This is a genomic window from Nodosilinea sp. LEGE 07298 (assembly GCF_015207265.1).
In the GTDB taxonomy this organism is placed as follows: Bacteria; Cyanobacteriota; Cyanobacteriia; order Phormidesmidales; family Phormidesmidaceae; genus Nodosilinea.
On record NZ_JADEXE010000061.1, the window covers coordinates 1 to 26,900 of the forward strand.

The 26,900-nt window shown below is 55.3% G+C and carries 31 protein-coding genes; 24 read left to right on the plus strand and 7 right to left on the minus strand.

Annotated elements, in window-relative coordinates:
- Positions 1-32: 32 nt before the first annotated feature.
- Complete coding sequence (locus tag IQ273_RS10800) at positions 33-1,301, minus strand: HhoA/HhoB/HtrA family serine endopeptidase (RefSeq protein ID WP_194023173.1); 1,269 nt, start codon at positions 1,299-1,301, stop codon at positions 33-35.
- Positions 1,302-1,684: 383 nt separating this feature from the next.
- Between IQ273_RS10800 and IQ273_RS10805 the strand changes: the two genes are divergently transcribed.
- The 3 genes from IQ273_RS10805 (at position 1,685) to IQ273_RS10815 (ending at position 4,470) form a co-directional block, all read left to right on the plus strand.
- Entirely contained in the window at positions 1,685-2,560 is an 876-nt protein-coding gene (locus IQ273_RS10805; RefSeq protein ID WP_228052788.1) for a M23 family metallopeptidase, read from the plus strand.
- Positions 2,561-2,698: 138 nt separating this feature from the next.
- Positions 2,699-3,529 (plus strand): hypothetical protein, encoded by an 831-nt coding sequence (locus tag IQ273_RS10810; RefSeq protein WP_194023174.1) that lies wholly within the window; start codon positions 2,699-2,701, stop codon positions 3,527-3,529.
- A gap of 89 nt (positions 3,530-3,618) precedes the next feature.
- Positions 3,619-4,470: a histone deacetylase gene (locus tag IQ273_RS10815; protein WP_194023200.1), complete on the plus strand. Its 852-nt coding sequence runs from the start codon at positions 3,619-3,621 to the stop codon at positions 4,468-4,470.
- Positions 4,471-4,480: 10 nt separating this feature from the next.
- Here the strand turns inward: IQ273_RS10815 and IQ273_RS10820 are convergent, their stop codons facing one another.
- Together IQ273_RS10820 and IQ273_RS10825 are read right to left on the minus strand one after the other, a co-directional pair.
- Complete coding sequence (locus tag IQ273_RS10820; RefSeq protein ID WP_194023175.1) at positions 4,481-5,347, minus strand: NAD(P)-dependent oxidoreductase; 867 nt, start codon at positions 5,345-5,347, stop codon at positions 4,481-4,483.
- On the minus strand, positions 5,347-5,994 hold the full coding sequence (locus tag IQ273_RS10825) for a peroxiredoxin-like family protein (RefSeq protein ID WP_194023176.1): 648 nt from the start codon (positions 5,992-5,994) through the stop codon (positions 5,347-5,349). The genes IQ273_RS10820 and IQ273_RS10825 overlap by 1 nt, the downstream gene beginning before the upstream one ends.
- Positions 5,995-6,167: 173 nt before the next feature.
- Between IQ273_RS10825 and IQ273_RS10830 the strand changes: the two genes are divergently transcribed.
- From IQ273_RS10830 to IQ273_RS10880, 11 genes are all read left to right on the plus strand, one after another.
- Positions 6,168-7,088: a LysR family transcriptional regulator gene (locus tag IQ273_RS10830; RefSeq protein WP_194023201.1), complete on the plus strand. Its 921-nt coding sequence runs from the start codon at positions 6,168-6,170 to the stop codon at positions 7,086-7,088.
- Between the two features lie 29 nt (positions 7,089-7,117).
- Positions 7,118-7,987: a rhodanese-related sulfurtransferase gene (locus IQ273_RS10835; protein ID WP_194023177.1), complete on the plus strand. Its 870-nt coding sequence runs from the start codon at positions 7,118-7,120 to the stop codon at positions 7,985-7,987.
- A 68-nt stretch (positions 7,988-8,055) separates the two neighbouring features.
- Positions 8,056-8,742: an alpha/beta hydrolase gene (locus tag IQ273_RS10840; RefSeq protein WP_194023178.1), complete on the plus strand. Its 687-nt coding sequence runs from the start codon at positions 8,056-8,058 to the stop codon at positions 8,740-8,742.
- Between the two features lie 97 nt (positions 8,743-8,839).
- Entirely contained in the window at positions 8,840-9,052 is a 213-nt protein-coding gene (locus IQ273_RS10845; protein WP_194023179.1) for a DUF2555 domain-containing protein, read from the plus strand.
- 107 nt (positions 9,053-9,159) lie between these two features.
- Positions 9,160-10,395 carry a bifunctional phosphopantothenoylcysteine decarboxylase/phosphopantothenate--cysteine ligase CoaBC gene (gene coaBC / locus IQ273_RS10850; RefSeq protein WP_194023180.1) on the plus strand — a complete coding sequence of 412 codons (1,236 nt, stop codon included), beginning with the start codon at positions 9,160-9,162 and terminating at the stop codon, positions 10,393-10,395.
- 74 nt (positions 10,396-10,469) lie between these two features.
- On the plus strand, positions 10,470-11,465 hold the full coding sequence (locus tag IQ273_RS10855) for a class I SAM-dependent methyltransferase (protein ID WP_194023181.1): 996 nt from the start codon (positions 10,470-10,472) through the stop codon (positions 11,463-11,465).
- Positions 11,466-11,745: 280 nt separating this feature from the next.
- Positions 11,746-12,105 (plus strand): hypothetical protein, encoded by a 360-nt coding sequence (locus tag IQ273_RS10860; RefSeq protein ID WP_194023182.1) that lies wholly within the window; start codon positions 11,746-11,748, stop codon positions 12,103-12,105.
- Between the two features lie 344 nt (positions 12,106-12,449).
- Positions 12,450-13,856 carry an LCP family protein gene (locus IQ273_RS10865; RefSeq protein ID WP_397197558.1) on the plus strand — a complete coding sequence of 469 codons (1,407 nt, stop codon included), beginning with the start codon at positions 12,450-12,452 and terminating at the stop codon, positions 13,854-13,856.
- A gap of 90 nt (positions 13,857-13,946) precedes the next feature.
- Positions 13,947-15,716 carry an N-acetylmuramoyl-L-alanine amidase gene (locus IQ273_RS10870; protein WP_194023183.1) on the plus strand — a complete coding sequence of 590 codons (1,770 nt, stop codon included), beginning with the start codon at positions 13,947-13,949 and terminating at the stop codon, positions 15,714-15,716.
- A 166-nt stretch (positions 15,717-15,882) separates the two neighbouring features.
- Positions 15,883-16,449 (plus strand): SMC-Scp complex subunit ScpB, encoded by a 567-nt coding sequence (gene scpB / locus IQ273_RS10875; protein ID WP_194023184.1) that lies wholly within the window; start codon positions 15,883-15,885, stop codon positions 16,447-16,449.
- A 278-nt stretch (positions 16,450-16,727) separates the two neighbouring features.
- Complete coding sequence (locus tag IQ273_RS10880) at positions 16,728-17,096, plus strand: DUF760 domain-containing protein (protein WP_194023185.1); 369 nt, start codon at positions 16,728-16,730, stop codon at positions 17,094-17,096.
- Positions 17,097-17,142: 46 nt separating this feature from the next.
- Here IQ273_RS10880 and IQ273_RS10885 read toward each other — a convergent pair whose 3' ends face one another.
- Complete coding sequence (locus IQ273_RS10885) at positions 17,143-17,967, minus strand: sugar phosphate nucleotidyltransferase (protein WP_194023186.1); 825 nt, start codon at positions 17,965-17,967, stop codon at positions 17,143-17,145.
- Between the two features lie 68 nt (positions 17,968-18,035).
- On the opposite strand from IQ273_RS10885, the gene IQ273_RS10890 reads away from it, so the two are divergent.
- The 10 genes from IQ273_RS10890 to IQ273_RS10935 all read left to right on the plus strand — a co-directional run bounded on the left by IQ273_RS10890 (position 18,036) and on the right by IQ273_RS10935 (position 25,947).
- A complete protein-coding gene (locus IQ273_RS10890) occupies positions 18,036-18,638 on the plus strand; it encodes an alpha/beta hydrolase (RefSeq protein WP_194023187.1) in 603 nt (200 codons plus the stop codon).
- 83 nt (positions 18,639-18,721) lie between these two features.
- Complete coding sequence (locus IQ273_RS10895) at positions 18,722-19,135, plus strand: hypothetical protein (protein ID WP_194023188.1); 414 nt, start codon at positions 18,722-18,724, stop codon at positions 19,133-19,135.
- On the plus strand, positions 19,122-19,412 hold the full coding sequence (locus IQ273_RS10900; protein ID WP_194023189.1) for a DUF6516 family protein: 291 nt from the start codon (positions 19,122-19,124) through the stop codon (positions 19,410-19,412). Before IQ273_RS10895 ends, IQ273_RS10900 begins: the two co-directional genes overlap by 14 nt.
- Before the next feature lie 872 nt (positions 19,413-20,284).
- Positions 20,285-21,166, plus strand: coding sequence for a ferredoxin:protochlorophyllide reductase (ATP-dependent) iron-sulfur ATP-binding protein (gene bchL, locus IQ273_RS10905; RefSeq protein ID WP_194023190.1), 882 nt, complete (start codon positions 20,285-20,287; stop codon positions 21,164-21,166).
- A 151-nt stretch (positions 21,167-21,317) separates the two neighbouring features.
- Positions 21,318-21,665, plus strand: coding sequence for a DUF5331 domain-containing protein (locus tag IQ273_RS10910; RefSeq protein ID WP_194023191.1), 348 nt, complete (start codon positions 21,318-21,320; stop codon positions 21,663-21,665).
- A gap of 75 nt (positions 21,666-21,740) precedes the next feature.
- Positions 21,741-22,172, plus strand: a complete 432-nt coding sequence (locus IQ273_RS10915) for a DUF5331 domain-containing protein (RefSeq protein WP_194023192.1) — start codon at positions 21,741-21,743, stop codon at positions 22,170-22,172.
- Positions 22,173-22,198: 26 nt separating this feature from the next.
- A complete protein-coding gene (locus IQ273_RS10920) occupies positions 22,199-23,650 on the plus strand; it encodes a ferredoxin:protochlorophyllide reductase (ATP-dependent) subunit N (RefSeq protein WP_194023193.1) in 1,452 nt (483 codons plus the stop codon).
- 227 nt (positions 23,651-23,877) lie between these two features.
- The gene (locus IQ273_RS10925; protein WP_194023194.1) at positions 23,878-24,252 is read left to right on the plus strand and encodes a hypothetical protein; all 375 of its coding nucleotides are present in this window, start codon (positions 23,878-23,880) and stop codon (positions 24,250-24,252) included.
- Between the two features lie 139 nt (positions 24,253-24,391).
- Entirely contained in the window at positions 24,392-25,639 is a 1,248-nt protein-coding gene (locus IQ273_RS10930) for a hypothetical protein (protein WP_194023195.1), read from the plus strand.
- 53 nt (positions 25,640-25,692) lie between these two features.
- Positions 25,693-25,947 (plus strand): DUF2442 domain-containing protein, encoded by a 255-nt coding sequence (locus IQ273_RS10935; RefSeq protein WP_194023203.1) that lies wholly within the window; start codon positions 25,693-25,695, stop codon positions 25,945-25,947.
- Between the two features lie 48 nt (positions 25,948-25,995).
- Here the strand turns inward: IQ273_RS10935 and IQ273_RS10940 are convergent, their stop codons facing one another.
- Genes IQ273_RS10940 through IQ273_RS10950 form a run of 3 tightly spaced genes read right to left on the minus strand, consistent with a single transcriptional unit; the run spans position 25,996 to position 26,757 of the window.
- Entirely contained in the window at positions 25,996-26,202 is a 207-nt protein-coding gene (locus IQ273_RS10940; protein WP_194023196.1) for a DUF2283 domain-containing protein, read from the minus strand.
- Positions 26,190-26,504, minus strand: a complete 315-nt coding sequence (locus IQ273_RS10945; RefSeq protein ID WP_194023197.1) for a DUF4258 domain-containing protein — start codon at positions 26,502-26,504, stop codon at positions 26,190-26,192. The genes IQ273_RS10940 and IQ273_RS10945 overlap by 13 nt, the downstream gene beginning before the upstream one ends.
- 22 nt (positions 26,505-26,526) lie before the next feature.
- Complete coding sequence (locus tag IQ273_RS10950; RefSeq protein ID WP_194023198.1) at positions 26,527-26,757, minus strand: helix-turn-helix transcriptional regulator; 231 nt, start codon at positions 26,755-26,757, stop codon at positions 26,527-26,529.
- Between the last annotated feature and the right edge of the window lie 143 nt (positions 26,758-26,900).

Sequence of the window (26,900 nt, forward strand, 5' to 3'; positions counted from 1 at the left end):
GTGCGGGAGAATGAATGGGTTTTCTCGCGACTCTATTGCTGTAAGTCGGTGGGGAGGGCGGCTGGCTTAACAGCAATGGTTTGGTCACGGCCGTCGCGATGAATGTCAAGGTTGAGAGTGTCGCCAATGGCGCTGGCTTCTACCCTGGCCTGCACGTCGGGGGGACTATCGACGGGGATGCCTTCGATGGAGCGAATGACATCGCCAATTTCTAGGCCAGCGGCCCGAGCCGGGCTGTCGGGCAGTATGCCGACGATTAGCACACCGGGCTCATCGTCGTTTTCGAGCTTGAGGTTGAGCTGCTGTTCTTCGTTAATACGTTCCACCATCTCCGCCGACAGCTCTACCATTTGAATGCCCAGGAAGGGATGCTGCACTTCGCCAGTGGCAAATAGCTGATCGGCAATGCGCTTGGCGGTCTCGATGGGAATGGCAAACCCTAGACCCTGGGCATTGGCGCGAATGGCCGTGTTCATGCCAATCACTTCGCCCCGGTCGTTGAGTAGGGGGCCGCCTGAGTTGCCAGGGTTAATCGCGGCATCGGTTTGAATGAACTGCACCCGCTTGTCGGGAATGCCCACCTGATTACTGCTGCGCCCTAGGGCGCTGATGATGCCTGCGGTGACGGTGTTGTCGAGGCCGAGGGGGTTGCCAATGGCGATCGCCCACTGACCGGGAGCCAGCTCTTGGGTGCTGCCCAACCGCACCGATGGCAGGTCGGCTGCTTCAATTTTGATCGCGGCTACATCGGTAACCGGGTCGACCCCCACTACCCGGCCTTCAAAGTCACGTCCGTCACGCAGGGTAACCTGTACGGTTCTAGCGCCCTCAACAACGTGGGCATTGGTGAGAATCTGGCCATCGTCGGAGAGAATAAAACCTGACCCAGTGCCCTGCTCCAGGCGATCGGGCAGGTTAGAGGGGGGCATTTCTCCTTCTTCCTCAAAGAAACGGCGAAAGAAAGGATTGTTGAAGGCGTCGGGGCCAAGGCTGGGCACGGTGCGCTCGGCGTCAATACGCACTACCGCTGGCCCCACCTGCTCGACCGCCAGGGCAATGAAATTTTGATCGTCACCCCCTAATTGACCGATGGCTGACGAGTCTTGAGGCGGTTCAGCGACCTGAGTCAGTGAGGTTGTGAGGGCTGAAGGCGTTTCTGCTGTGATTTCAGCCTCAGCAGCGTCTTCTGAACCGGCCTGAGAGACGTAGTAGTGGCCCGCCCAGCCTATGCCACCGCCAACGAACAAAGCTGCGGCTACCCACGCAACTGGCGGAGAAAACTGCTTTGGCAACGAATCCATTCCGATGACCTCTGCTACTATGCCTGTGCTAACCTAGCCCGGCCACAGATGGCCAAGATTGCCTACTTTTGGGCATGATCGTACTCTAACAATATTCTCTGTTGAAAAATAACTGGCAAAGCTGATGCCAGGAATCAGAAAATTTTAGCGCTAGCTCTGGGTATTACTGGTCAGCAATACCTCTGGACCCTACCTCTGAGCAATTTAGCCTGTCTTGCCTATTATAGAGGCTGTACCCTCTGGGGGATCTTTTGGATCGCCTGTGGGGCCAGCATTAGAGTGGGCTAAAACGCAGAAATTGTATGGTGTTGCACGTTTTACGTACGAGTTGGAGACTGCGCCAGTGGGTCTCGGGTCTAGCTTTTAGTCCAAGGTATAGACCCTTGCTACCTAGCCTAATGGTCGGGCTGGCTATAGCTGGCGTAGCGTCGGTAGGAATGTCGCCTCGGGCGATCGCCCAAACTAGCCCAGCCGCTTGTCCTCAGCCGGTACTATCGCGGCTCACTCGCCATCGGGTCGCTTCTGGCGAAACCCTGGCGACCATTGCCCAGCGCTACAGCCTTTTACCTGCAACCATCATGGGGCTCAACACCTCTACCCAGGGGGGCACCGTTAGCCCTGGTCAAGAGCTGCTAATTCCGCCTTTCAACGGCATTAGAGTGGCTGTAACCCCAGGGCAAACCTGGGAGCAGGTAGCCCAGGCCTACAACAGCCGGGCCGATGTGCTGTTTGAGGTCAACGGCTGCGTGGGCTCGGTGCCCTCAGCAATTTTTGTGCCGGGGGTGAACTGGTTCCCAGGGGTGCGGACTACGGCTACGGCGACTCCAGCCGATCGCCAGAGCCCGCTCCAGGGTTATCCGCTGCCCAGGCGATCGCAGGTAATTGTCAACTACGGCTGGCAGCCCGACCCAGCCCAGGGCAAGCTGGTGTTTAACACTGGGGTGGCGCTGGCTAGCCCCGCCAGCACGCCGGTATTGGCGGTGGGGCCTGGCACCGTGGCCTTTGCTGGCAGCGACTCGATCTACGGTAACTTGGTCGTCATCAACCATTCCCAGGGCCTGCAAACCCGCTATGCCAACCTGGATACCCTGGCTGTACGGGCTGGGCAGACGGTGCGTCAGGGCGATCGCCTCGGTCCAATTGCGCCCCAGGGTGGTGATGACGAATCGTTTGTATTTTTTGAGGTGCGGCTCAACTCCGCTATGGGCTGGGTAGCCCAAGATCCTCAAGATTTTGTGCCCGCTATGGTGCTGCGTTAAGGGGGGTGCCGGTCTGGGCAGTATGATAGCCACTGCTTGGCTGGTCACGGCTGGCGCAAGCGAGCAAGACCGCTTACAATTGGCCCTAACAGGGCATGGGCAGCGGTCAGGTGTGAACCAGTGGTCCCAAGTAATTTTATGGCACAGTATTTTTCAAAGCAGCCTTTGCGTACTAACCCAGAGCCATTTTCTGAGGTGAAAGACCCGGCCTTAACTTCGGGTTTGTTTTGGGCACGGCTGCTCACCTATCGTCCTCTGTTTTTGCTGGGAGGGCTGTGGCTGGCTCTAGTGTGTGTGTCTGCGATCGCTTACCACTGGCTGATGTTTAACGAGCCGATTGAAGACGCAGCCTACTCTGAAGCACCCCTGACTGTGGTCGACGCGCTACCGCAAGCTCTACCGTCTGCCAGTAGCCGTCTACCAACCGGCAATACTGCACCTGCCAATGCCGCTGCACCCGTTAGCAATGCCTCCTCCCGGTCTGGCCCAGTTACACTGTGGGTTCTGTTCAGTCTGGTAGGCCTATGCGGCTTTGGCTGTTTTGTGCTGGCCCAGCAGATTAGGGCGTCGGCTCGTCCGACTAAGCGCAAAAAGCCTCGCCCCCGCCCGGTGGTTAAGTCTGCTGCGCCTGTACTACCACCTCAGCCTAAACGCCTTGCTCCCTATTCCCCCCAGCGAGATGGGTTTGTTGTGCCAGGAGTTAGAATTATTGAGGCTCCAGCGCCTAGGCTATCACTCAAAAACTCGCCGGTTCGTCCCCTCTCAGCGAACGAACCGCAGGTGGTTGCTAGGGCGATGCCACGGCCAGATCGTCCTTCCCAACCTCAGGTTGTAGCGGCGGCTCTGGTGCCTTCCCATCACCCAGCGGTGGTGCCCGATGAGGCCGACCTCTCTCTAGACTGGCCGGAGGGTAGTGTGGCCCACGCCCTGGATATGCGTCAGCGGCGATCGCTGTCATCCTTTATGTAGGCCGCTTTCCTGTAGGGGTTTTGAGTCAGCTTCCCGTTATTTATCACCCCGACTATGTGGCCCCTTTGCCCGACGGGCATCGTTTTCCGATGCCTAAGTTTCGGCTGCTGCGCGATCGCCTGCTGCACGACGGCGTTATTACCCTAGACCAGATCTATCAGCCCGGCGAACCACTCCAGGGCTGGCTTGAGCTAGTTCATTACCCTGCCTACGTCAACGACTATCGCCAGGGCACGTTAGACGCCAAGGCCCAGCGCCGCATTGGCCTACCCTGGAGCACTGCTCTGGTCAAGCGCACCTGCACGGCGGTAGGGGGCACGATTCTCACCGCCAAGCTGGCCTTAGAGCGAGGGCTGGCCTGTAATACGGCTGGGGGCACTCACCACGCCTTTCCTGACTATGGTTCTGGCTTTTGCATTTTCAACGATTTGGCGATCGCTACCCGTGTGCTGCAAAAACAGGGCCGTGTGCAGCGGGTGCTAATCCTCGATCTGGATGTTCATCAAGGGGATGGCACCGCCTGGATCTTCCGCAATGATCCTAATGTGTTTACCTTCTCGATGCACTGCCAGGAGAACTTTCCCGCTCGTAAGCAGGTCAGCGATCTTGATGTGCCTTTGGCGTTGGGTATGGAAGATCAGGCGTACTTGGACTATTTGGCCCAGTACGTCCCCGATTTGCTGGCCCAGGTGCGGCCTGACCTGGTGCTCTACGATGCCGGGGCCGACCCCCACCGGGATGACGTGCTAGGCAAGCTGGCGCTGACGAATACGGGGATCTATGAGCGCGATCGCTACGTACTAGACATCTGCGTCAAAGCAGGCTATCCCGTCGCCTGTGTCATCGGCGGAGGCTACGGTAAATCGATGGATGACCTGATTTTTCGCCACTCGCTGCTGCACCGGGCCGCCGCTGAGGTCTTCCGGCAGCGGGGGTTGTAATGCGGCATTGTCAACCTCGGTGCTGAGCAATGCCGGTAATGTTGTGGCCGCCTAAGCCCTGAGCAACTGCCTTCTGGTACAGGGCATGTATCGCCGTAGCTGCTGGAGCCGCTGCTCCCACAGCCTGAGCCGTTTCCAGCACGTAGCGAAAATCTTTTTCCACTAGGTCAATCGGAAACAGGGGAGCATGGTTGTTGGCAACCATCAAATTTCCTGCCAAGCGGGCCGCCGGGCTGATTATGGGCAGCTCGCCCAGCAAGTCCAGAGCCTGGGCTGGAGGTAAACCCAGGTTGTCTAGCAGCCCCAAAAGTTCGGCCAGAGCTGCGACCTGGATGCCAAACAGGGCGTTGACAGCCAGTTTCAGGGCCATCCCCTGCCCTACCGGCCCAACATGGTGGACTGTAGAACCACCCGCTCCCAGCAGAATGTGCTGAACTTGGGCTAGGGTTTCGGCTCTGCCGCCAACCAGATAGGTCAGTTTGCTTGCTTCGGCCTGGGGCCGGGAGCCAACGGCTGGGGCCTCTAAAAAGGCGATGCCGCTGTTCTCCATGGCAGTGGCCAGTGCTTGAATCCAGGCAACAGTGAGGGTGCTCAATTCGACAGCGATCGCCCCAGAACCCATGCCCCCCAAAGCCCCGGTCTCAGGATCTAGCCAAATCGCTCGGGAGGCGTCGTTGTCGGTCACCATAGCTAGGACAACGTCAGCATCCTGGGCGGCGGCTCGGGGTGATGGGGCGACGCTGGCTCCCTGGGCAACCAGCGTCTTAGCTGGGGCCGGAGAGCGGTTCCAGACGGTAACGGTATAGCCGGCCTTGATTAGGTTGATGGCCAGGCGTGTGCCCATTGCGCCTAGGCCCAAAACAGTAATGTTTTGCATTAGCTTTGGGCCTGCTGAAGCCAGGCCAGGGCGGTTTCTGGGGCCAGGCGATCGCGATAATCGACGGTGACAAAGGCGTTTAGCACAGTGCCATCTTGAGCCACAAGATAGGTGGCAGGCACCGGAAGCTCAAAGCTGCGATCGCCGTTGTGCGTCTCCAAATCGACCCCAAAGGCTTCGTAAATAGGGAGCAGGCTGGCGTCTAGAGTAAACACCAGCCCAAACTGCTGGGCTACGCCATTACCCCGGTCAGACAGCACCGGAAACTTTAGCTCGTGCTTTTCCTGAGTCGTAAGCGACTGATCGGGGGTTTGGGGCGAAATAGCCACCAGGGTCGCCCCCAGGTCAGTGATGTCAGCTAAATGAGCCTGGAGAGCCTGCAACTCTAGATTGCAGTACGGGCACCAGTGGCCGCGATAAAACGAGATCAGCAGCGGCCCCTGGGCGCGTAACTCGGCACTGTATACCAGGGTGCCCGTGGCATCGGGCAGCTCAAAATCGGGCATGATTTGCCCCACCTGAAGGGTCTGGGCCTCCAAATTCGTGGCAGCCAGCTTGGCCGTGGCGGCTTCCATCGTGGCAAAGGTCTCTGCTGGCACCTGCTGTCGCACGCCCTCGGTCATGGTTTTGAGGTCTGTTGTCAGCATCGTTAAATTCCTCAATTAGAGCGGTCTGTTAGCACCTTAATCCTTGACCAATCAGCAATAAAGCCCCTTTTGTGACTATCTGTCATGCAAAAGCTGCATGAATCTGCATTTTTTGCTGCGGAAACACCGATGAAATGCTGACTTTCAGAAAAATTGATGCTTACAATGCAGGAATGGATTTATCGGTGCTGCAAGTCTTTGTGGAGGTAATGCGCCAGGGCAGTTTTGCTGCTGTAGCCCGCGATCGCAATGTCGATCCATCTTCGGTTTCCCGCGCGATCGCTAGCTTAGAGCAAGAGTTGGGGGTAAGGCTGTTGCAGCGCACAACCCGTCGTCTAGCGCCCACCGAGGCAGGCCTTGCTTACTTTGAGCGCATTGAGCCCCTCATTGAAGAGATGCAGCAGGCGATTGCGATCGCCGCCGATACCTCTGGCCAGCCCCGAGGCCAGCTCCGCGTTACAACGTCTGTGGCCTTTGGGCATCAGTGCATTGTGCCGTTGCTGCCTGAGTTTCAGGCCTTGTACCCCGACCTCACTGTAAACCTGCTGTTGACCGATACTGTGGTCAATCTACTGGCCGAAGGCATTGATGTAGCTCTGCGACTGGGACGATTAGCCGACTCCACGCTGATGGCTCAAAAGCTAATGGAAACCCGCTATTCGGTTTGCGCCAGTCCCCAGTACCTGAAACACTGGGGGCACCCTAATGATCCTCATGAGGTATCGCAACACAACTGCCTGCTGTTCCCGCTGACGGGGTTTCGCTCAAGCTGGCGATTTAGGGCTAGGGATGGTCAAGAAACGGTGGTCCCAGTGCAGGGACGTACGCTGATCTCCAGCGGGCTGGCTCTACAGGATTGCGCGATCGCGGGTATGGGCCTAGCGCTGCTGCCCCATTGGCTAACTGACACAGCGCTGAAAACCGGCACCCTGGTCAATGTCTTGCCCGACTACGATATTACCGGAACCGACTTTCGCACTGGGGCCTGGATCGTCTATCCATCCCGCCGCTACCTGCCCTTAAAGGTAAACGCCTGGATCGATTTTTTGAAGCAGCACAGACGGTTCAACCCTGGCGCAGGCGGCACAGGTTAAGCTGTCCTTTGGAAATCAACTGACCAACAATGGATTGGATCATCGCCACTTTCTATAAATTTGTGCCTCTAAGCGAGCCAGAGGCGCTGCGGATCGATCTGCTCGAAAAATGTCTAGTCTGGGGGCTGCGGGGCACCATTCTGGTAGCTAGCGAAGGGCTAAATGCTACGGTGGCTGGGTCCCGCCAGGGCCTTGACCTACTTTTAAAACGGCTCCACCAGCATCCCGAGATTGGGAATTTTAGCTATCAAGAATCCACCACTGACGAGGCTCCCTTTGAGCGTATGAAGGTGAAGCTCAAACAGGAAATTGTCACCCTAGGGCGGCCCGAGGTAAACCCTGCCCAGCAGGAGGTAGGCACTTACATCACTCCCCAAGACTGGAACCGGTTGATCACTGATCCTGACGTTGTGCTGATTGACGCCCGTAACGACTTTGAGGTAGAGCTGGGCACCTTTAAGGGCGCAGAAAATCCCCAGACACAAGCTTTTCGAGAATTGCCCGACTACGTGGCGACCCATCTCGACCCCACCCGGCACAAAAAAGTAGCGATGTTTTGTACCGGCGGCATTCGCTGCGAGAAGGCCACTGCCTATATGCTTGAGCAGGGCTTTGAGCAGGTTTACCACCTCAAGGGCGGCATTCTCAACTATCTGAAGACGGTGCCGGAGGATGCCAGCCTGTGGCACGGCGACTGCTTTGTATTCGACGATCGCGTTGCCGTTGATCACCATCTCAACCCCACTGACCACGCTCTCTGCCTGGGCTGCGGCCACCCCGTCAGTCCTGCTGAACAGGCATCTCCCGAGTACGAAGCGGGCATTTCTTGCCCCCATTGCTATGCTGAGCTGACTCCAGAGAAGCGATCGCGGCTAGAAGCCCGTCAACGCCAGCGTTGACCTACTACCGCTTATCCCTTCCAAGCTTTTCAAAGCCTTCCCAAACTAAAATCGCCAATTCAAAATTCATGTCACCCACCGATCCATGCCTGCAATCGCTTAACTACGGTCCTACCGACGGCAGCGCCGACTGGTGTCTGGTGGCACTGCACGGCTGGGGCGCTAATGCCGCCGATTTGGTGGGCCTAGCGCCCTATCTGAATCTAAAAAATTTTTCGATGATTTTTCCCGATGCCCCTTGGCCCCATCCCCAGGTGCCGGGAGGCCGGATGTGGTATAGCTTTCCGGCCGGGTACGACTTTCGCCGCCCCCACGATTTTACGGTCCAGGCCGATCTGCAAGCGAGCCAAGGGCAGCTGAAAAGCTGGCTGATGGGTGTGACGAAAACAACCCATATTCCCCTAGAACGAACTATCTTGGCCGGATTTTCCCAAGGGGGTGCGATGACGCTAGATGTGGGACCGCAGCTGCCGCTAGCAGGGCAGATTATTCTCAGCGGCTATCTGCACAGCGAAGTCCAGGCCCCGATTAGCCCCCGCCCGGTAATGGTGGTGCACGGCACGGTTGACCCCGTCGTGCCGATCGGGCTGGCTCACCAGGCTAAAGATGCTTTGGCCGCCCAAGGGCAACCTGTCACCTGGCACGAAGTGGCGATGGGGCATGAAATTCCGCCCCAGGTAATGGGTTTAATTGCCGGGTTTTGCGAAGATTTGAGGCAGGGCCGAGGGAATACCCCGACTAACCCTTTAGGATAAAGGAAGGTGAACTGGCCCCAGACTGCGACGGTCAAGGACCGGCCCCCAGGGGCAATCGCGCAGCAGCAGGGCAGATGTCGCTAAGGGGGAAAAGACTATGCAAAGCCTACATGTTTCGCAGCAGGCCGTTTCAGACATGACACCGGATACGGTGGCTGAGCTGGCTACTCGTCTCGAGACCGACGCCTACGAGAACGCTTTTGAGGGGCTGCAAGACTGGCACTTGCTGCGAGCGATCGCGTTTCAGCGGCCCGAGCTGGTGGAGTCCTACGTCTACCTGCTCGACCTCGAACCCTACGATGAGTCGTAGCTCGCCCAGCCCCAAATCCTGACGGCATACCCCCGCTTGGTAGGGGCGAACGGTGTTCGCCCTCGGTCGGTTATGTTTGAATCAAGGTTTCTGCATTCAGATTTGGCATGACTGACACTCTATCCGTGGCGGCTCCGCGTCGGGTGCTGCTGGGCATTAGCGGCGGCATTGCGGCCTACAAAGTGTGCTCTGTAATCTCATCGCTAGCGAAAGAAGGCGTAGCGGTGCGAGTAGCGCTGACTCAGCAGGGGCAGGCCTTTATACCGCCGTTGGCGGTGGCTACTCTATCGCGCCACCCCGCCTACACCGACGAAACGTTTTGGCAGGCGACTCAGGGTCGCCCTCTGCATATTGATCTCGGCGAATGGGCCGAACTGCTGGTGATTGCGCCCCTGAGCGCTAACACCCTCGGCAAGCTGACCCACGGCCTGGCGGATAATTTGCTCACCAATACGGTCCTAGCCTCGACCTGCCCGGTGCTGCTGGCTCCGGCTATGAATACCGACATGTGGCAGCAGCAGGCAGTACAGCGCAACTGGCACCAGCTTTTGCAGGATGCTCGCTACCACAGCCTTGAGCCAGGAAGTGGGGTGCTGGCCTGCGATCGCGTTGGTACCGGGCGCATGGCCGAACCTGACGATATTCTCACCCACGTTCACTCGTTGCTGCACACCGGGGGTAAACGCGATCTGGTGGGCAAGCACTTATTAATCAGCACCGGCAGCACGCGGGAATATCTGGATCCTGTTCGTTTTATTGGCAACCCCGCCAGCGGCAAAATGGGGATCGCCCTGGCCCAGGCGGCGATCCACCGAGGGGCTACCGTCACGCTCGTTCACGGCCCTCTAGACGACTCCCTCAAAGCTCGCCTGGGGGGAATCCAAGCCGTGGGTGTCACCACGGCTGAGGAGATGCACCGGGCCATGCTCACCCACCTGCCCCAGGCCGATTGGGTCGTGATGGCAGCGGCGGTGGCGGATGTGAAACCTGCAACCCAGGTCGTCACCAAACTCGCTAAGGCCGACCTGCCGGAGGCGCTGCCCCTGGCCCAGGTGCCCGACATTGTGGCCGACCTGGCCCAAAAGCGATCGCCCCACCAGCGGCTGATTGGCTTTGCCGCCCAAACTGGCGATATTATTGCGCCCGCGCTCGACAAGCTCCAGCGCAAGGGGCTAGATGCGATCGTAGCCAACCCGATCGATGTGGCCGGGAGCGGGTTCGGGGGCGATCGCAACCAGGCTGTCTTGCTCACCCGGTTGGGTGACAAACTCGCCATTCCCCCCTGCACCAAGCTTTCCCTGGCTCACCAGCTCTGGAATGCCCTGCTGAAGGCCAAATTTTAGGACGGCTACCCCTGTTCATGCAGCCATCCATGAACCTCTACAATAGGGGCTGTTCTAACTCTGTCCGGGTTGCTATGACTGCTACCTCCGCGCCTAATTTACTCTCCAGTGTGGTTAACCAGGTGCTAGCGATTAAGCCCCTGTGGAACTTTGCCAAGGGACGCGCCCGCCACATGATGGTCACGCGGGCCGAAACCATTGGCGTGCCCTGGCGGGAGCGAGTTCAGGCGTTGCAGAGTCGCCATACCGCGTCTAATCTCGATGCTGCGCCATCTGCGGTTGAGGCTGGACAGCTATCTCCCCTTTGGCAGGCTGACTTGGAGTCTGTGCAAAACCCTCGCCTTGTCTACCCCAATTACTACACCACCAGCTTTCACGCCTACGACGAAGGCAACTTGGGTTGGCAACCGGCGATGGAGGTAGAGGTAGCGGCCCAGGCTGTACATGCCAAAATTTGGCCAGAGGCTGGCGCGGCTGGCGACGCTCGCCTGCGCCAGAGCTACCACGACGTGCTGATCGCTCACCTGCCCCAGGCTCCAGACGCCATTGTCGATATTGGCTGTGGAATTGGCATGAGCACCGAGGCGTTTCAAGCAACGTTTCCCCAGGCCCGCCTGACGGGGGTAGATCTGTCGCCCTACTTTCTCGCCGTCGCCCAGTATCGACAGCACGAGCGGCGTGGGAGCGGCGAGGATACCTCGCCGCTCCCCATCACCTGGCACCACGCCGCTGGCGAAGCCACCGGGCTTCCGGCTGCTTCTTACGACCTGGTTTCGGCCTGCTTGGTCTTCCACGAATTGCCCCAGTCGGCGGCCATAGCCATTATTCAGGAGGCGCGTCTGCTGCTGCGCCCCGGTGGGCACCTGGCCATTATGGATATGAACCCGCGATCGGAGGCGATTCAAAACCTGCCGCCCTTTGTCTTCACCCTGTTGAAGAGCACCGAACCCTACCTAGACGACTACTTCACTTTAGATATTGAAGCCGCCTTTGCCGCCGCCGGGTTTGAGCGACCGACGATGACCTTCAACAGCCCCCGCCATCGCACCTTTGTCGCCAGGGCGATTTAATCTCACCTTGAGCTACAGACGTGGCTAGTGCAGCGTCAGCGCTAAGAATTAGGGTGCCGTAGGGTGCATTCGCGCAGCAATGCACCGAGAGGAAGGCTTGGCTCCCTAGCCTCCCTGCTCCCTAGCCCCCGGAGAATAGTATCTAAACTTGCGCCGCAGAGCACCAGTGGTCAACTTGGCATTCTGCACAGGATAAGTACACTTGAGCGGATGGTGTGGGGCATAATCTGGGCATATCCTGCCGCGAATTCTCCCATTCTTCTGCCCAGAGCTAAGGTCTATGAAAAAAGCCAGTCCCGCCTCGGGGGAAACCCTAGAACGTCTCAAGCTAATGATTTACCTGGTACCTGTCTTTGGAGTGTTGCCAGCAGCCTATAGCCTGTGGCAAAAACAGGGTAGTCGCCAGGAACTGGCCGTTAGTCGGCTGGTGGTGACCCTGGCCTTGAGTTGGGTAATCACCTACGGTTTGCTGAGCGCGGGTAGTCACCTTGCCCCAGGGCTGTCGCTGCGGCTGCTAATTACCAATACTCTGGTGACTACGGGCTATACCCTCACTAACCTGGTGCTCATGGTGCGTCTGCTTCAGGGTAAATCGGTTAACTTGCCTGGATTTAGTCAGTTAAGCAAGCGGTTACCCTAGAGCATGACCCCAGGTCTATGCCGGAGGTGTAGCTTTGCTTACCTTTATGAGGGTGTTCATCTAAAACAACCTCCTGGTTCAGCATGCGAACTTAGCGGGTTAGGCGGTTCGCGGCGAAATCTTGGCTTAGGGTCTGGTCTGGAACATACTTCGGCTGGCTCTAGGGCGATCGCGTACTCATGCCATGCCTGACGTATTTTTTTATTTTTTTGCCTACTGATTTATATTACGTGGGTCGGTTGTCTAAATTGCTGCTACCATGCAGCTAAAAATTTTGCAGATTCATAGCTGAGTGGGCCTGCAATCTCCACAGCGTTAACTTCTTCATATTGCCCCCGAGGTCTCTGGTGTCTCAACGTAACCCTCAACATCTCAAAGCTCATTCACCTCAGGGGCACCCTCAAAAAGCGCTAACCCAAAAGCGACGGCGCATTCCTCGCATGTTGGGTGTGGGCATTGCCCTAGCCGGAGTCGCTGCGGTGTCTGGCGTAGCAGGAGCATTTCTGGCGGTTTCCTTGTCGGCAGCCCCACTGATGCAGCAGCAGCTTAGTGCTGACGAAGCTGGAGCGTTTAGCCCAGAGACGCCCATTTCATCGAGCGGCAACCTGCGGCTGCCGCGTCTGACGCGGCCAGTCAACATTCTCGTGCTGGGCGTTAAGGTGCTGACGACCGATGTCAACGAGGTGCCGCCCGAGCTGCAGGATGTGGGCTACCACGCTCTGGTGAATTCCTTCGAGGGCCTGTCAGATTCGATGCTGCTGCTGCGATTTAACCCGCAAACTGAGCAGATGGTGGTGCTGTCGCTCCCCAGGGATACTCGTACCTACGTGCGCGGTCGGTTGACTAAGCTCAACGAGGCAAACCGTGACGGTGGCCCTGCCCTGGCGGCAGAATCGGTGAGCGATCTCCTGGGCGGGGTAGCGATCGATCGCTACGTGCGCATCAACGTACAGGGGGTTGAAAAGCTGATTGACGCTCTGGGCGGGGTCACGGTCAACGTGCCCCAAGACATGAAATATCAGGACGACAGCCAGCACCTCTACATCAACCTCAAGGCTGGCGAGCAAACTCTGGACGGCAACAAAGCGCTCCAGTTTTTGCGCTTCCGCTACGACTCCCAGGGCGATATTGGCCGCGTTCAGCGCCAGCAAATGTTCATGCGCGCGCTGGCCGAGCAGGCCCTTAACCCAGCCACCATTACCCGCCTGCCCAAGATTCTCTCGGTGGTGCAGTCTAACGTCGATACCAATCTCACCGTCGAAGAGCTGCTGGCCCTGGTAGGTTATGGCGCGCAAATCAACCGATCCAATGTGCAAATGCTGATGCTGCCCGGCACCTTTAGCCGTCCTCAAGACTACAAAGCAAGCTACTGGCTGCCCAGCTACAACGATATTGACGGCATGGTTGATCAATACTTTGGTTTTGGTACTCAAACCGTGACCACGACCAGTGACCCCAGCCGAGTGCGGGTGGCCATTCAAGACAGTACCAATAACCCGGTAGCGGTGCAGGCCCTCACCAATGCCCTACGCGACAGCGGCTACTCCAATCTGTTTGTCGATAAAACCTTAAACGAGCCGCTGCCCATTAGCCGCATTGTCGCCCAGCGAGGCGACGGAGCCACAGCCGAAATGGTGCATCGATTTTTGGGCATTGGCGAAGTGCGAGTCGAAAGCACGGGTGCCCTCAATTCTGATATCACCATTCAGCTGGGGCAAGACTGGAACCAGGGCCTGGGCGAGTCGCTGTAGGGCATTCTGGGTTTTGAGAACGCTACGGATTTGAGAACGCTACCCAAGGGCGTAGACTGGCTGGGTAGCGATCGCATTGGACTAACCTCTATGGCGCAGTGGGTTTGGGGCACAGCCGCCCTTGCCGGACTCAGCATAATCAGCATCACCACGCTGGCTAGTGCTCAGCCATCCCTTCAGGTGGTGTACCCACCCAACGATCATCAAACTACGGCGGCACAAATTTTTTTGATTGGCACAGGCGCACCCGATCAGCCGGTGTTGCTGAACGGTGAACCGATTGGCGATCGCAGCGAGTTGGGTCACTTTGCACCCTCGCGGCCCCTCGCCCCTGGCCCCAACACTTTTACCCTCACCCAGGGCGACCAAACCGTATCGATTACGGTGACGCGAGTCGCCAGCGGACCAGTGCTGCCAGAAACCCTGGGCTTTGCCGAGGGCTCGCTGCTGCCGGGGGCAGATATAGCTCGCCAGCCGGGCGACTGGGTGTGCCTGGGAGCCGTGGCTCCGGCGAATGCTACCGTGACGGCAGCGCTGGCCGGGCAGACCTATAGCCTGATGCCCCAGGGCGATCGCGCCGATTTGCCCCCCAACTCGGCCGTGCTTACCGACCAGGCCAGCCCCATCGCCACCGCTGGTCCTAGCCGCTACGAAAGCTGCTTCATGGCTGAGACGCCGGGCGATCTGGGACAGCCCGTCTATCGCCTCACTCAGAACGGAGCCACGGTGACAGCTACCGCCCCTGGTTCTGTAAGTATTTTGGATGCCAGCGCGATCGTGGTCGTCGAAGTTACCGCTGCCGCTGGCGTCGCCCGTACCGGCCCCAGCACCGACTACTCGCGCCTGACGCCTTTGCCCCAGGGCACCCGCGCCAGGGTAACAGGTCGCGAAGGCGACTGGCTGCGCCTCGACTACGGTGGCTGGATTCGGGCGAGCGAGACGCAGACAGTGGCTGGGGCTGGACTACCGCGATCGCTGATTCGCGGCGTTACCTCCCGCCAGGTTCCCGGTTGGACAGAGCTATATTTCCCCCTACAGGTTCCTGTCCCGGTTAGCCTGCAGCAGGACACCGACACCTTCACCCTCACCCTGCACAACACCGTGCCCCAAACCGACACCATCTACGTCACCGAAGATGGGCTGATCGAGCGCTTAGATTGGAACCCCGTGCTGCCCGACCAGGTGCAGTACCGCGTCAACCTTAAACCCGACCAGCAGTGGGGCTACAAGCTGCGTTACGAGGGCACCACCCTGGTGCTCTCTCTCCGACAGCCTCCCACCGTTCAAACGGCTCAACCCCTGGTAGGGACGACTATTCTGGTAGACCCCGGCCACGGCGGCGACGAACTGGGTGCCCTCGGCCCCAACGGCACCCCTGAGAAAACCCCCAACCTGGATGTTTCTCTACTGCTGCAAGCCGCCCTGGAAGCGCGGGGGGCAACCGTGATCATGACGCGCACTGACGACAGCACCGTCGGCGTCAACGATCGCCCCGCCCAAATCAACCAAATCGAACCCACTCTGGCCCTCAGCATTCACTACAACGCCTTACCCGACAGTGGCGATGCCCTCAACACCGCTGGCATCGGTGCCTTCTGGTTCCATACCCAGGCCCACAGCCTGGCCCAGTTTCTCCATGACCACTTAGTGGCCGAACTCGATCGCCCCTCCTACGGCGTTTTTTGGAACAACCTCGCCCTTACCCGCCCCCACGTCGCCCCGTCTGTATTGCTAGAGCTAGGCTTCATGATCAACCCCACCGAGTTCGAGTGGATAACCGATCCCCAGGAGCAGGTGCGGCTAGCAGAAGCTCTGGCAGAGGGGGTGGAGCTATGGGTGCAACAGACGGCGGCGGAATAGGTGAGGGAATGAGGACGTTGAGGCGGGGAGACAGGTGCGGCGGGTTCTGAATTGGAACCGGGGTTTAGGCTAAAACCATTGACTACAGGAATTACCCACCGCCCCTGATTAACCGTTTCTATCAATCAGCGTTAGGCTTAAAAATGGTCTTCCGGTACTGATATCTATGCCTGGTCTCGCCACCACCATCGAAGCCATCCTGTACCTCAAGGGGCAGCCCTTAGATATTGGCAAACTAGCAGAGCTGGCCCGCTGCGATCGCGAAGACATAGAAGAAGGGCTGATCGAACTCATGAACGAGTACGCCCACCGCGACGGTGCCCTCGAAATTGTCGAAACCCTAGATGGCTACTGCCTTCAGCTCAAAGAGCGCTACCGGTTTTTGGTCGATTTACTAATTCCCATCGACCTGGGCGTAGGCGCACTGCGTACCCTGGCGGCGATCGCCCTCAAAGGCCCCATTAGCCAGACCGATCTCGTTGAACTGCGCGGTTCTGGCGTCTATCAGCACGTACCAGAGCTAGTCGCTCAGGGCTTTGTGCGCAAGCGTCGTCAGGCCGAGGGGCGATCGTCACTGGTGCAAGTCACCGACAAGTTTTACCAGCATTTTGAGATCGATCAACTGCCCCAGCTGCGGGTCAAGGGTGCAACCCCTGCCCAAGTCGACGACACAGTCCTTGAGAATGAAGATGAACGTGAGCCCGAGGTACCCGAGGTAGAATCAGCCTCATAGCCTAGAGCAACGGTTCATTCCGTCAAGATATTGTAAAGAGAATAATTGGTAGGAGGCGCGCCTCTGATCGCCTCTAAGCCTGGGTTTTGGCCCAGAATAGCTGGCTTAAACCATGGGATCGACGTAATATTTCACGATTCGTTACGCTATTATCGGAAAGAGTAAGTAGGTATAGGCAGGCCTGGGGTTGCCTTGATTACATTGGATTCATGCAATCCAATCCCCCAACATCGGTACCCGCCGTCGCCTACGTTGTGACCAGAGGTCTCTGAGATTCCATGGTATTTAACCCTGAAGACGCTGAGTTCATTGGCATGTCACCCAATAGTGACCAAGTCAATGAGTTACTCAAATATCTCCAGCACCAATCGCCGGAGGTGTTGACTCGGGTGGCTCAATCCGTGAGCGGCGAAATTAAACAAATTATTGCCCACAACGTGCAAGGTCTAGTGGGCGTTCTGCCCAGCGAAGGCTTTAACGTCCAGGTCACTACCGATCGCGAAAATCTGGCTGGGCTGCTCGCCTCCGCTATGATGACCGGCTACTTTTTGCGCCAAATGGAGCAGCGCATGGAGCTAGAACACACGATGTCTGGCTCTGTTTTTGGCAGCGATTTTGGCGCTGACGATATCAATTTCGACGATTAGCCCTGCCAAACGTTTGGGCTACTGAGCAGGTGTAACATCGCCGTGTTCAACCCCCTAAGAATGGATACTGCTGAATAGCATTAGCCAAATTTTCTGGTGTGCCGATATCGAGATAGCTGCCCTGGGCAAAGGGCTCGGCCTCGACCCTCAGTCCCGCCTTCAGCGCTGCCTGAATGACATCGCCAATGGGCGTTTCGACATAGGGCGGCAGAGTCGTAAGGTGCTGAGGAATTTGGCGACCGATTAGAGCTTGGGTGCGATCGCGAACAAACCCATGCAAAAAGTCTGAAAAGGTGGGCCGCCAGGCGGCGATCGCCCACATATAAGGTAGGTGAGTAAAGCTCGACTTTTCGTAAATGCCCCGCACTACCCCAGATTCATCAAAATCGACTACCCCCACCTTCTCGGGCTGCTGGGTCGGAAATAGCCCCAGCACAACATCGGCCTTGCCCCCGTGCAGCCGCTCAAGCAGCACCTGATAGGCATGCCCTGGTTCAAACAAAATATCTGGGAACCCTAGCACCACCGTTGCCCCCCGCAAAAACGGGTATGCCTGGTTGAGGCTAAAGGGCACCCCAAAGGGCACATGCACAGTCAAATAGCTCAGGTGCATACCCAGATCGGCCCCATCGCCCAAAAAATTGGGAATGTCCCACTTGCCAGGTCGCAGAATAAAAAATGCCTGGGCTGCCCCCGCTCGCTGCATCTTTTCCAGCAAATAGTGGCACACTACCTTGGGGCGCGGCCCTACCTTGCCCGCTACCATACGAAAACCAACCGGAAACAATTCTTTGCTCATCGGCAGCGGCGAAATACGCGTACCCTGCCCGGCGGCAGGAATCAGACCAATGGTGGGTGGAAGGGTGGTCATCACAGTAGACACTTTTGGAATGGGATAGTCATCCCTAATTATCTTGGAGTAGGAGTGAGCAAAGCACTATGCACCAATCTTTGTCGGTCGTAGGTCAGCTATTTCCATTGTCGTCAGCGCTGTGGCACCGTCTAGGCCACGGTACAACTACCCTGGCCCTAGTGGCTACCGCGCTAACCGGGTTGGCCGTAGCCGCTCCTCAGGCTGCAGCCGTCGACGATGTTCAAATTACCTACGGGTCGCTAGAAACGCCCCCCATCTCTGTCAGCGATCTAGAATCCTTCGCCCGCACCGGCATCCCCAGCCGCGATCTGCAACTGCTGCTCAACGTTCTCCGCATTGAGGAAGAACAGGCCCGCCAGGCGCTCACTCAGAATGTTCTGGTCGATGTCGATAATGTGCGAGACGCTTCAAATACGTTCGCGGGTCAGTTCTTGTGGCGGCTGCTGGCTACCACTGTTACCTTTTCCGATAACGATAGCCCTGCTTGGGAACTGCTGCGCAACGCCGTTTTAGACACCGCCGCCAGGGGTGAACTGACCATGCTAGATGTCTTGCGCACCATCGAAGCGAGTACTCTACAGGTCGATGGGCGGCGGGTAATGGCGATCGCCTCTCAGATCGACTTTGAGCGCATTGGCGACCTTGCCTCCATTCTCTTGGGTAACTAAGGCCAAAGAAATAGCCCTCTCTAGAAAACGACCGTCCTTTAGTAATAATGGGGATAATCCTAGAGTGATGAGGTGAGCTACCTGTGTCAATCAAAGACAATTCAACAAACTTGCCGCAGGTCAACGCTGCTCAGCCTGTAGATAGCTTTACCACTGCCACTGCTACGGCTTGGGATGATGATACAGAGAACAGTGGATTGTTGACAGAAGTGATCCTCAGGTCTGCTAACGCTCCTCATGCTATAGCTGCTATCAGCGATGCTGTGAGGAAAGAAGTTACTCGCATTGAGCAATGCATAGTTTATGCAAGGCAACGTCTTGAGCACTTTGAGGTGCTCTACAACACTCCATCTTCAGAGTTTGCTGAGCGCTTTACTGCTGAAGACCTTCAAGGTGGAGATCTGGAGTATGTCGAGTGGATAGGAGAGTACCAGCTGTTTCAGCACCTCCTGCAAGACTTGACTCTCCTTAAAAGTCTGACTTATGTCGCTGAATGACTACGCTGTTACGCAGCTTACGTCAGGCTTGCAAACCTTTGATGACTACGGGTTGTCGACCTACATAGACGTTTCGGCAGACCTTCGCTCTGGTGAGCAGGCAGTTCTGAAAGCAAAAGTGTTACTTGTAGATGCTACGGAGCTTTACATTCGGATATTTTATCTAGGCGGCAGAGCCAACACACTGCTCAGCTACGCCTATCAATATCAGCAAGCTGATAGCACTCTAATTTTTCGTTATGACAATGCTAGGCATAAGCCTGACTTGGGGCTTTGAGGATCATAAGCATCAAGCTGATGGAAAGATAGTTGCCGCAGAACCACCCAGGATTGAGGATTTGGTCCAGGAAGTTATTGACCACATCACTCGCTAAGGGACTCGCAAGAAAAGAAGATACCTGCTGATTGGACTTCGACTCCGCTTAGCCCTCGATCACTGAAGGTTGAGCGAAGTCGAAACCTGGCTACCTTGCTAAACCATTAACGCGCAGATCGCTAAGTCAATAACTAGCGAAGCTCTGTGGAGAGGCTCCGCCTACCGAATCTCTATGCAGCAACTCGTTACATTGCGTTGCATCGAGAGAAAGTTTACGAATGTATAGGAAACTCCTCTGCGGCTTTGCGGGAGCGGCGCTTTTTGAAGCCTGTTGACCGTCCTGCGCGTTTTGCTTAGACCACAGTGCCCGCTCCAACGGGCGATTTATTAGATTTAGCCGCTTCTTAGCGCTCTCTTGGCACCCTTCCGGCGATCGGAGCCGCCTGCAGACGGGTGTTTCAGAATGCTCACTGCCCCAGAAGATTTAAGATTCTAGTATTTGCTATTGTTCTGAATTAAAGAAAGTGAAAACCTAAAATGGTTTATATCTGATTTAGATGAGCTGTCAGCTCTTTCCAGGCTTTGCATGGCGATCGCTTCTCCTTTTGTCCTCGCGGGTCGGTCTTGCAGAGGGATCTATTCTCGACTCCCCTTCACAATGCCCGAGCGGTAGGGCCATAATCCAAACAGCCGAAACACCTTGGGCACGTGGGCAACTGCGTAGACCCTGTTTGTTTAACAGTCGAGCCACGTCCAGCGGGTAGAGTTTCTATCCAAAAGACCTCCCCTGGACTGGGTTTGACTTTATCCGCCCTAGATGAGTATTCTCCCCTATGGTTCACCAGACTCTTAAGCTTTCTGTGTATGGGAAAGGGGGCATTGGTAAGTCCACCACCAGCTGCAACATCTCGGTGGCCCTAGCCAAGCGGGGCCGCAAGGTATTGCAAATTGGCTGCGACCCCAAGCACGACAGCACCTTTACCTTGACCGGATTCCTGATTCCCACCATCATCGACACCCTGCAAGAAAAAGACTTCCATTACGAAGACGTATGGGCTGATGACGTAATCTACAAAGGGTACGGCGGGGTGAGTTGTGTAGAAGCTGGTGGCCCCCCAGCCGGCGCAGGCTGCGGCGGCTATGTCGTCGGCGAAACCGTCAAGCTTCTGAAGGAACTCAACGCCTTTGACGAGTACGACGTCATTCTCTTTGACGTACTAGGAGATGTAGTCTGTGGGGGCTTTGCCGCTCCATTGAACTACTCTGACTACTGCGTCATTGTCACCGACAACGGCTTTGATGCCCTGTTTGCCGCCAACCGCATTGCTGCCTCTGTGCGCGAAAAAGCCCGTACCCACCCCCTGCGTCTGGCGGGGCTGATTGGTAACCGCACCTCGAAGCGCGACCTAATTGACAAGTACATCGAGCACGTACCCATGCCCGTGCTGGAAATTTTGCCCCTGATTGAAGACATTCGCATTTCGCGGGTGAAGGGCAAGACAGTGTTTGAAATGGCTGAGACTGATCCCGCGCTGGATTCGGTGTGCCAGTACTATCTCAACATTGCCGACCAGATTCTCGCCCGTCCCGAGGGTGTCGTGCCCGAAGATGCCGCCGATCGCGAATTGTTTAGCCTGCTATCTGACTTCTACCTCAACCCGCCTGCGGATGCACCCAAGCAAGAGAAGGAGGAGATGGATCTGATGATGGTTTAAGTGAATGGTGGGCATTACCCACCTTACTTAATCCCTTGCTGCAAAAATCCCCCTCGAACGAGTTCTAATCCTGAAGCGCTGCATTATCATCGGTACGCAGCCGTTCAAACCCGGCCGCTACCTATAGGCGATTTAGCAAAGAGTCAGGATTATGGCCTTTTTTGAGAACTTTACCCAGGTCATTCGCCAAAAGTGGTTAGACTACGTGCAATCTAACCGAGCCTGGTTGACGCTGCAGATGCAGCAAACCTCGGTGCGAACCCCCGATGGCGGTCGCCGTCCCTCCTCCTTTTTGGTGCTGGGTGTGGTGAATGCCCTGGAACCCAAGCTGTCGAACCTGATGGTGCCCTTCTACCAGCTCAACTCTGATGAAGATGCGCTGGTCGAGGTGTTGGGGCTCAATTTTGACCCTGAGATGGTGCTCGATAACAGCGATCACCCCCAAACCATCGACGCCAACGACGACCACCCGCTGCTGCCCGATAGCCCAGATATGTAAGCCCGATATGTAGGGCGGTTTTCTGGTTTAATCAATCTCTGGACATGAGGTTGGCGAACCCCGCCCGAGGCATCTGTGAATAGCAAACAACTGCGGCGATCGCTCAAAATTAAGTGGTTGACCTACTACCGAGACAACCGCGAGTGGATCGACAAATTGGGCATTTGGGTAACCAGTAACGGGCACAGGCGGCCTTCGTCGGGCTTTATCTTGGGGGCTTTAGCCACCCTAGAACCCGACTTGACCAACCTGCTACCCCTGGTGGTGGATTTAAGCAGCAACCCCGATCGCATTATTTCTGCCCTGGGTTTAGATGTCAGCCCGGTGAAAGAGCTAGAGGCGCTAGAAAAAGCACACAAGATGTTGCCCAGCAGCGCTCAAGCGGAGGTTTCTCTGGCCGCATCAGAGGCTTTAACCATCGACGCTCCCCCACCGCTATCGCCTGCCTACGATGAAGACGCCTGCACTGGCGCAGGCGGCAGGGAGGATGACAGACCCAGGCCATAGTCCTTCACTAGGGAGATACCCCGACAATGACCCTGGCCCCAGCCCAACCCCAACCTTCCGCTCTAGAGTTTGATTGCGATACCGGCAATTACCACACCTTTTGCCCCATCAGCTGCGTGGCATGGCTGTACCAAAAGATCGAAGACAGCTTTTTCTTAGTCATCGGTACTAAGACCTGCGGCTACTTTTTGCAGAACGCTATGGGGGTGATGATTTTTGCTGAACCCCGCTACGCTATGGCTGAGCTAGAAGAAGGCGATATTTCGGCCCAGCTCAATGACTACGAAGAGCTAAAGCGGCTGTGTGAGGGCATTAAGCGCGATCGCAACCCCTCGGTGATCGTCTGGATTGGCACCTGCACCACCGAGATCATCAAAATGGATCTCGAAGGGCTAGCCCCTCGCCTCGAAGCTGAAATCGGCATTCCCATTGTGGTGGCCCGCGCCAACGGCCTCGACTACGCCTTTACCCAGGGCGAAGACACCGTACTCGCCGCTATGGCCCAGCGCTGCCCCACCGAGGAAGAAGCCGCCGCCAAGCAGCCCGCTGCCGCTAAGGTCGAACCCAAAGAAGAAGCCAAAGGCGGCATTCAAAAGCTGCTGGGCCTGGGCCGTAAAAAAGAAGAAGAGGCCGCTGAACCCGTCGCCGAAGACACCCCCTACCACGATCACCCGCCCCTGGTGCTGTTTGGTTCGGTGCCCGACCCCATCGTTACCCAAATGACCCTGGAGCTGAAGAAGCAGGGCATTAAGGTCTCTGGTTGGCTACCCGCCAAGCTCTACACCGACTTGCCCACCGTCGATGAAGGCTACTACGTCGCCGGTATCAACCCCTTCCTCTCTCGCACCGCCACCACGCTGATGCGCCGCCGCAAGTGCAAGCTGATCGGCGCACCATTCCCCATTGGCCCCGACGGCACCCGCGCCTGGATTGAGAAAATCTGCTCGGTGTTTAATATCGAGCCCCAGGGTATGGATGAGCGCGAAGCCAAAATTTGGGAATCGGTGGAAGACTACTTGGAAATCATTCGCGGCAAGTCGGTCTATTTTATGGGCGACAACCTGCTGGAGATCTCCCTGGCCCGCTTCCTCACCCGCTGCGGTATGACGGTGCAGGAAATCGGCATCCCCTACATGGATAAGCGCTACCAGGCGGCGGAGCTGGCTCTGCTAGAGAAAACCTGCAACGAAATGGGCACGCCGCTGCCCAAAATCACCGAAAAGCCCGACAACTACAACCAGATCATTCGCATCCAAGAGCTGCACCCGGATCTGGTAATTACAGGCATGGCCCACGCTAACCCGCTGGAGGCGCGCGGCATTAGCACCAAGTGGTCGGTGGAGTTTACCTTCGCCCAAATTCATGGCTTTGGCAACACCCGCGACATTCTAGAGCTGGTGACGCGACCCCTGCGCCGCAACAACAACTTGAAGGATCTGGGTTGGGAGAAGCTAGTTAAGGAAGAAGCGAAAGTTTAGATTGCTTAATTTGCTCAAAGGCCCCAGATTCTTTCAAAATCTGGGGCCTTTGAGCGTTAAAAAGCTATTGAGCAAGAATTGGTAGTGTAAAATGAGTGAAAACGTCGCGCCGATATCGTGTAGTAATCTTAAGCAGATCTCTGTCGGCAATATCTCTTAGACAAGTTTCACAGAATTCAGTAGTCTAAGCAACTAATTCAGTTAGTTATTTTTACGCAACATATAAAATGATTCCTATAGAGCTTGAGCTGTCTTCGTTAACGATTAACGTTCTTCGTAATCTCTTTGGCAAGGTTAGAGATGGAGGCTTCGAGGAAGTTGGTGCTAAATTAGTTGGTTGCCTTCAAAGAAAATTAGGCAGGAAATTTGACCCAAACGACGCGTTAACTAAACCGGCAACTCTTCAGGAAGTTATTTCGTCTGAATTGAAACAAGACTCGCATTTCCGCACAGAACTCGAAGCGCTGTTACGAGAGTATCAGGCCGTAGCAAAAACTGCCGATTCTAGCTTCTCAGGAAATACAACTATCAATCAAAACAATACTTCCGGTCCTTCAATAGGAATTAACAATAACTCGGGCAGCCAATCATTTTTTCGATGAAAACCACTATCACTTTCACACCCATAGCTACAACTATGGGTTACTTGATGCTGACCTAAAGAAATCCAGCCTTTTCAGTTACTTTCAGGTTATTTTATTTTTAATTGGTATTTTGCTTTTTTGGATCTTCTGCGGATGGATGGCAAAGTATGCTTTACCATTCGAGGAAATACTTCAACTTGTATTAAGCTGCCTTACGGGAAGTTTTCCAAAAACCTTTAATAAATTGCAATTCAACCTACAAGACTCTCCTATGCCCAGGAAAGCTAAAAATATAAAAGATCTGAACAAATTGAATAAATTAGGAGCTCAATATAATTTATATTTAGGTATTTTAGAAAGACTGGAAGTGGAGGATGTGGGTAGTCGTGAGAGGATTTCAAGAACAGCTGAAACTTTTAAGAGAAAAAATAGATTAGTTGGTCAAAGAATTAGGAAAAGTGGCCGAATCCCTAATATTCGTTTTATGAGTATGCAGCAAAAGGCGATAGATTTTTTGTCTTTTGGGCTCACGGCAGATTATCGATCCTTAGAATCTTTGATTTCGGAAGTTGTTGAGGTCGTCGAGTATAAGGATATTCTTGGATCCAGTGAGGTCTCAAGGCAAGTAAATAAGTTGATTTCTGCTAAAAGAGATGTCGTTAGTTCGTCTGGCATCAACGCAGTAGACAACTTTAAATATATTTTTGATATCCTGAACTTTGGCTCAAATCAAGTTGAAACACCTACTGGTGATGTATTCAGTTCAAGAGGAAACCTGAGAAATCTTTTTGCAGAGAATGAAAGGTTGTCAAACTTGGTTGATAGCCTCACTCAAAACAATGAAAGGCTAAGAGAGAATTTTAACAATCGAGATAAGGAGTTGAATGAATTAAGAAATTTGATATTTTCTCGGGATAAAGAGCTTGATGAGCTAAGGAAGCGAGCTGCTCAGGTGGGTCAGCCTGAGAGCGAATTTCCTGAAGTTATCTCTAGAAAAGAGAATGAATACAGAAAGCTTGAAGCCAAATTTAGGCAGAGGCAGGGAGATCTTGATTCAATAACCCTACAAGCTCAAGCCATGTCAGAGCAAATCCGAAAATTGCTTCAAGAAAAAGAAGATTTGAAGCAACAGTTAAATGAATTGATAACTGATAGATTTGCTGAGGCAGGATTAGGGAAAAGCAACCAAAGCTTGAATGGCAAATTTATTGGGAATATTGGCAACCCTCAAACTAAATATCACTTTAGTCCCAACTGTCCTGATTGGTGGGCCTTGGTGGGACAATACTTGTACGGCAAAGGGGTAGGAGATAAAAGAATTATTAGTAGTGAGAGTCCTAATTTCTTCGAGATAAAAGGTCTTGATCCTTGCATAAAGTGCTCTACGGATATGGGAATACAATAAAGAAGGATATTATCCGTATCGAGAACAAAATACCTTCTGCAAGCTTAGCTGCTATGTTGCCGTCCGATGAACGGGTGAAGAATGTTTACTTTGAGGAAGGTACTATCAGCGTCGATCTGGTGGATGGTCGTTCGATGACAGTGCCATTGGTTTGGTATCCGCGACTGCTGAATGCATTTCCAGAACAACTTGCCCAGTGGCAGATCTGCTGCGGCGGCTACGGCATCCACTGGGAAGCCTTGGACGAAGACTTAAGCACTGAGGGAATCCTGCGCGGCGCACCTGCCCCAGAGGGAAAAGTAGGCTGATTGCCCCCGAAATCCCCACTACTGGAAAGAGCGGTTTCTAGAAATCACCTAAGCGTTGATAAGTTCAACAACGGGGTTACTACCCGTCGCTAACTCATAGTTCAACCGCTCAAACCCAATCACCGTACCCGCCTGGTTTTTTATCAGCAGCACCTCTTCACCCGTTTCCTCAGCAATAAATTCCTCAGCGGGGTCGCCAAACCAGACCGTCAGCGTTTTACCGACCTCGTCGTAGTAAATCTTTAAGGTGTCCATACAACCGTTCCTTCCTTAATTTTGTTGGTGCGGTACGTTGTGATGATGAAGCCGTCGCCGTTGAGGTATCTAGCCACCGCGCAGATCAAATAAGGCGGCTCAACCCCATAGTGCAGGTAAACCGATGGGTCACTTCTACTTTGCCGAATTTCGATAGGTGTTTGCAACGCCTGCCGAACCAGATCCTCATTACCCCGCATGATTGGATGCTTTAGAGTGACAATCACATCCCAATAGGCAGCCGTAACGCGAACATGCCTGCCCAAAGGCGTTGTGACCTCAAAATAGGCGTCCTCTGCCATGGCATCCCCACAAACCGTTTAGCTAATCCTCAACGATAGTTCCTAGGTAGAGCCGCACAAACTCCTTAGCCGCCAAAGGGTTCAGCGTTTTCAGCGCTTGGGTAATCTGGGTGATGTTCTCAGCGCTGGGGTCAAGCCCGTGGTACCAGCGCCCCACATTGGCGCGACTAATGCCCATCGTCACCGCCAGCTTGTTCTGGCTAATGCTGTAGGCGTCTAAAACCTGCTTTAGTGCGTCGCTTGCCCTTCCCATGCCCTAATCCTGGCAGAGCCGCACCGGAAGGTAAATATCACACTTGTGGATACATCACACCCATGCCAATGTCTCACTTATGACTACATTGGCTTTGTACCCCCATATCAGAAGAATTCATCCCCAACAGCGAAATCTACAGC

What these genes read in the sequence shown, in the direction of transcription:
- IQ273_RS10800 (WP_194023173.1), bottom strand. Translation starts at nt 1,301, where the DNA reads ATGGATTCGTTGCCAAAGCAGTTTTCTCCGCCAGTTGCGTGGGTAGCC.
- IQ273_RS10810 (WP_194023174.1), top strand. Translation starts at nt 2,699, where the DNA reads ATGGCACAGTATTTTTCAAAGCAGCCTTTGCGTACTAACCCAGAGCCA.
- IQ273_RS10815 (WP_194023200.1), top strand. Translation starts at nt 3,619, where the DNA reads ATGCCTAAGTTTCGGCTGCTGCGCGATCGCCTGCTGCACGACGGCGTT.
- IQ273_RS10820 (WP_194023175.1), bottom strand. Translation starts at nt 5,347, where the DNA reads ATGCAAAACATTACTGTTTTGGGCCTAGGCGCAATGGGCACACGCCTG.
- IQ273_RS10825 (WP_194023176.1), bottom strand. Translation starts at nt 5,994, where the DNA reads ATGCTGACAACAGACCTCAAAACCATGACCGAGGGCGTGCGACAGCAG.
- IQ273_RS10830 (WP_194023201.1), top strand. Translation starts at nt 6,168, where the DNA reads ATGGATTTATCGGTGCTGCAAGTCTTTGTGGAGGTAATGCGCCAGGGC.
- IQ273_RS10835 (WP_194023177.1), top strand. Translation starts at nt 7,118, where the DNA reads ATGGATTGGATCATCGCCACTTTCTATAAATTTGTGCCTCTAAGCGAG.
- IQ273_RS10840 (WP_194023178.1), top strand. Translation starts at nt 8,056, where the DNA reads ATGTCACCCACCGATCCATGCCTGCAATCGCTTAACTACGGTCCTACC.
- IQ273_RS10845 (WP_194023179.1), top strand. Translation starts at nt 8,840, where the DNA reads ATGCAAAGCCTACATGTTTCGCAGCAGGCCGTTTCAGACATGACACCG.
- coaBC (WP_194023180.1), top strand. Translation starts at nt 9,160, where the DNA reads ATGACTGACACTCTATCCGTGGCGGCTCCGCGTCGGGTGCTGCTGGGC.
- IQ273_RS10855 (WP_194023181.1), top strand. Translation starts at nt 10,470, where the DNA reads ATGACTGCTACCTCCGCGCCTAATTTACTCTCCAGTGTGGTTAACCAG.
- IQ273_RS10860 (WP_194023182.1), top strand. Translation starts at nt 11,746, where the DNA reads ATGAAAAAAGCCAGTCCCGCCTCGGGGGAAACCCTAGAACGTCTCAAG.
- IQ273_RS10870 (WP_194023183.1), top strand. Translation starts at nt 13,947, where the DNA reads ATGGCGCAGTGGGTTTGGGGCACAGCCGCCCTTGCCGGACTCAGCATA.
- scpB (WP_194023184.1), top strand. Translation starts at nt 15,883, where the DNA reads ATGCCTGGTCTCGCCACCACCATCGAAGCCATCCTGTACCTCAAGGGG.
- IQ273_RS10880 (WP_194023185.1), top strand. Translation starts at nt 16,728, where the DNA reads ATGGTATTTAACCCTGAAGACGCTGAGTTCATTGGCATGTCACCCAAT.
- IQ273_RS10885 (WP_194023186.1), bottom strand. Translation starts at nt 17,967, where the DNA reads ATGACCACCCTTCCACCCACCATTGGTCTGATTCCTGCCGCCGGGCAG.
- IQ273_RS10890 (WP_194023187.1), top strand. Translation starts at nt 18,036, where the DNA reads ATGCACCAATCTTTGTCGGTCGTAGGTCAGCTATTTCCATTGTCGTCA.
- IQ273_RS10900 (WP_194023189.1), top strand. Translation starts at nt 19,122, where the DNA reads ATGTCGCTGAATGACTACGCTGTTACGCAGCTTACGTCAGGCTTGCAA.
- bchL (WP_194023190.1), top strand. Translation starts at nt 20,285, where the DNA reads ATGGTTCACCAGACTCTTAAGCTTTCTGTGTATGGGAAAGGGGGCATT.
- IQ273_RS10910 (WP_194023191.1), top strand. Translation starts at nt 21,318, where the DNA reads ATGGCCTTTTTTGAGAACTTTACCCAGGTCATTCGCCAAAAGTGGTTA.
- IQ273_RS10920 (WP_194023193.1), top strand. Translation starts at nt 22,199, where the DNA reads ATGACCCTGGCCCCAGCCCAACCCCAACCTTCCGCTCTAGAGTTTGAT.
- IQ273_RS10925 (WP_194023194.1), top strand. Translation starts at nt 23,878, where the DNA reads ATGATTCCTATAGAGCTTGAGCTGTCTTCGTTAACGATTAACGTTCTT.
- IQ273_RS10930 (WP_194023195.1), top strand. Translation starts at nt 24,392, where the DNA reads ATGGCAAAGTATGCTTTACCATTCGAGGAAATACTTCAACTTGTATTA.
- IQ273_RS10935 (WP_194023203.1), top strand. Translation starts at nt 25,693, where the DNA reads ATGTTGCCGTCCGATGAACGGGTGAAGAATGTTTACTTTGAGGAAGGT.
- IQ273_RS10940 (WP_194023196.1), bottom strand. Translation starts at nt 26,202, where the DNA reads ATGGACACCTTAAAGATTTACTACGACGAGGTCGGTAAAACGCTGACG.
- IQ273_RS10945 (WP_194023197.1), bottom strand. Translation starts at nt 26,504, where the DNA reads ATGGCAGAGGACGCCTATTTTGAGGTCACAACGCCTTTGGGCAGGCAT.
- IQ273_RS10950 (WP_194023198.1), bottom strand. Translation starts at nt 26,757, where the DNA reads ATGGGAAGGGCAAGCGACGCACTAAAGCAGGTTTTAGACGCCTACAGC.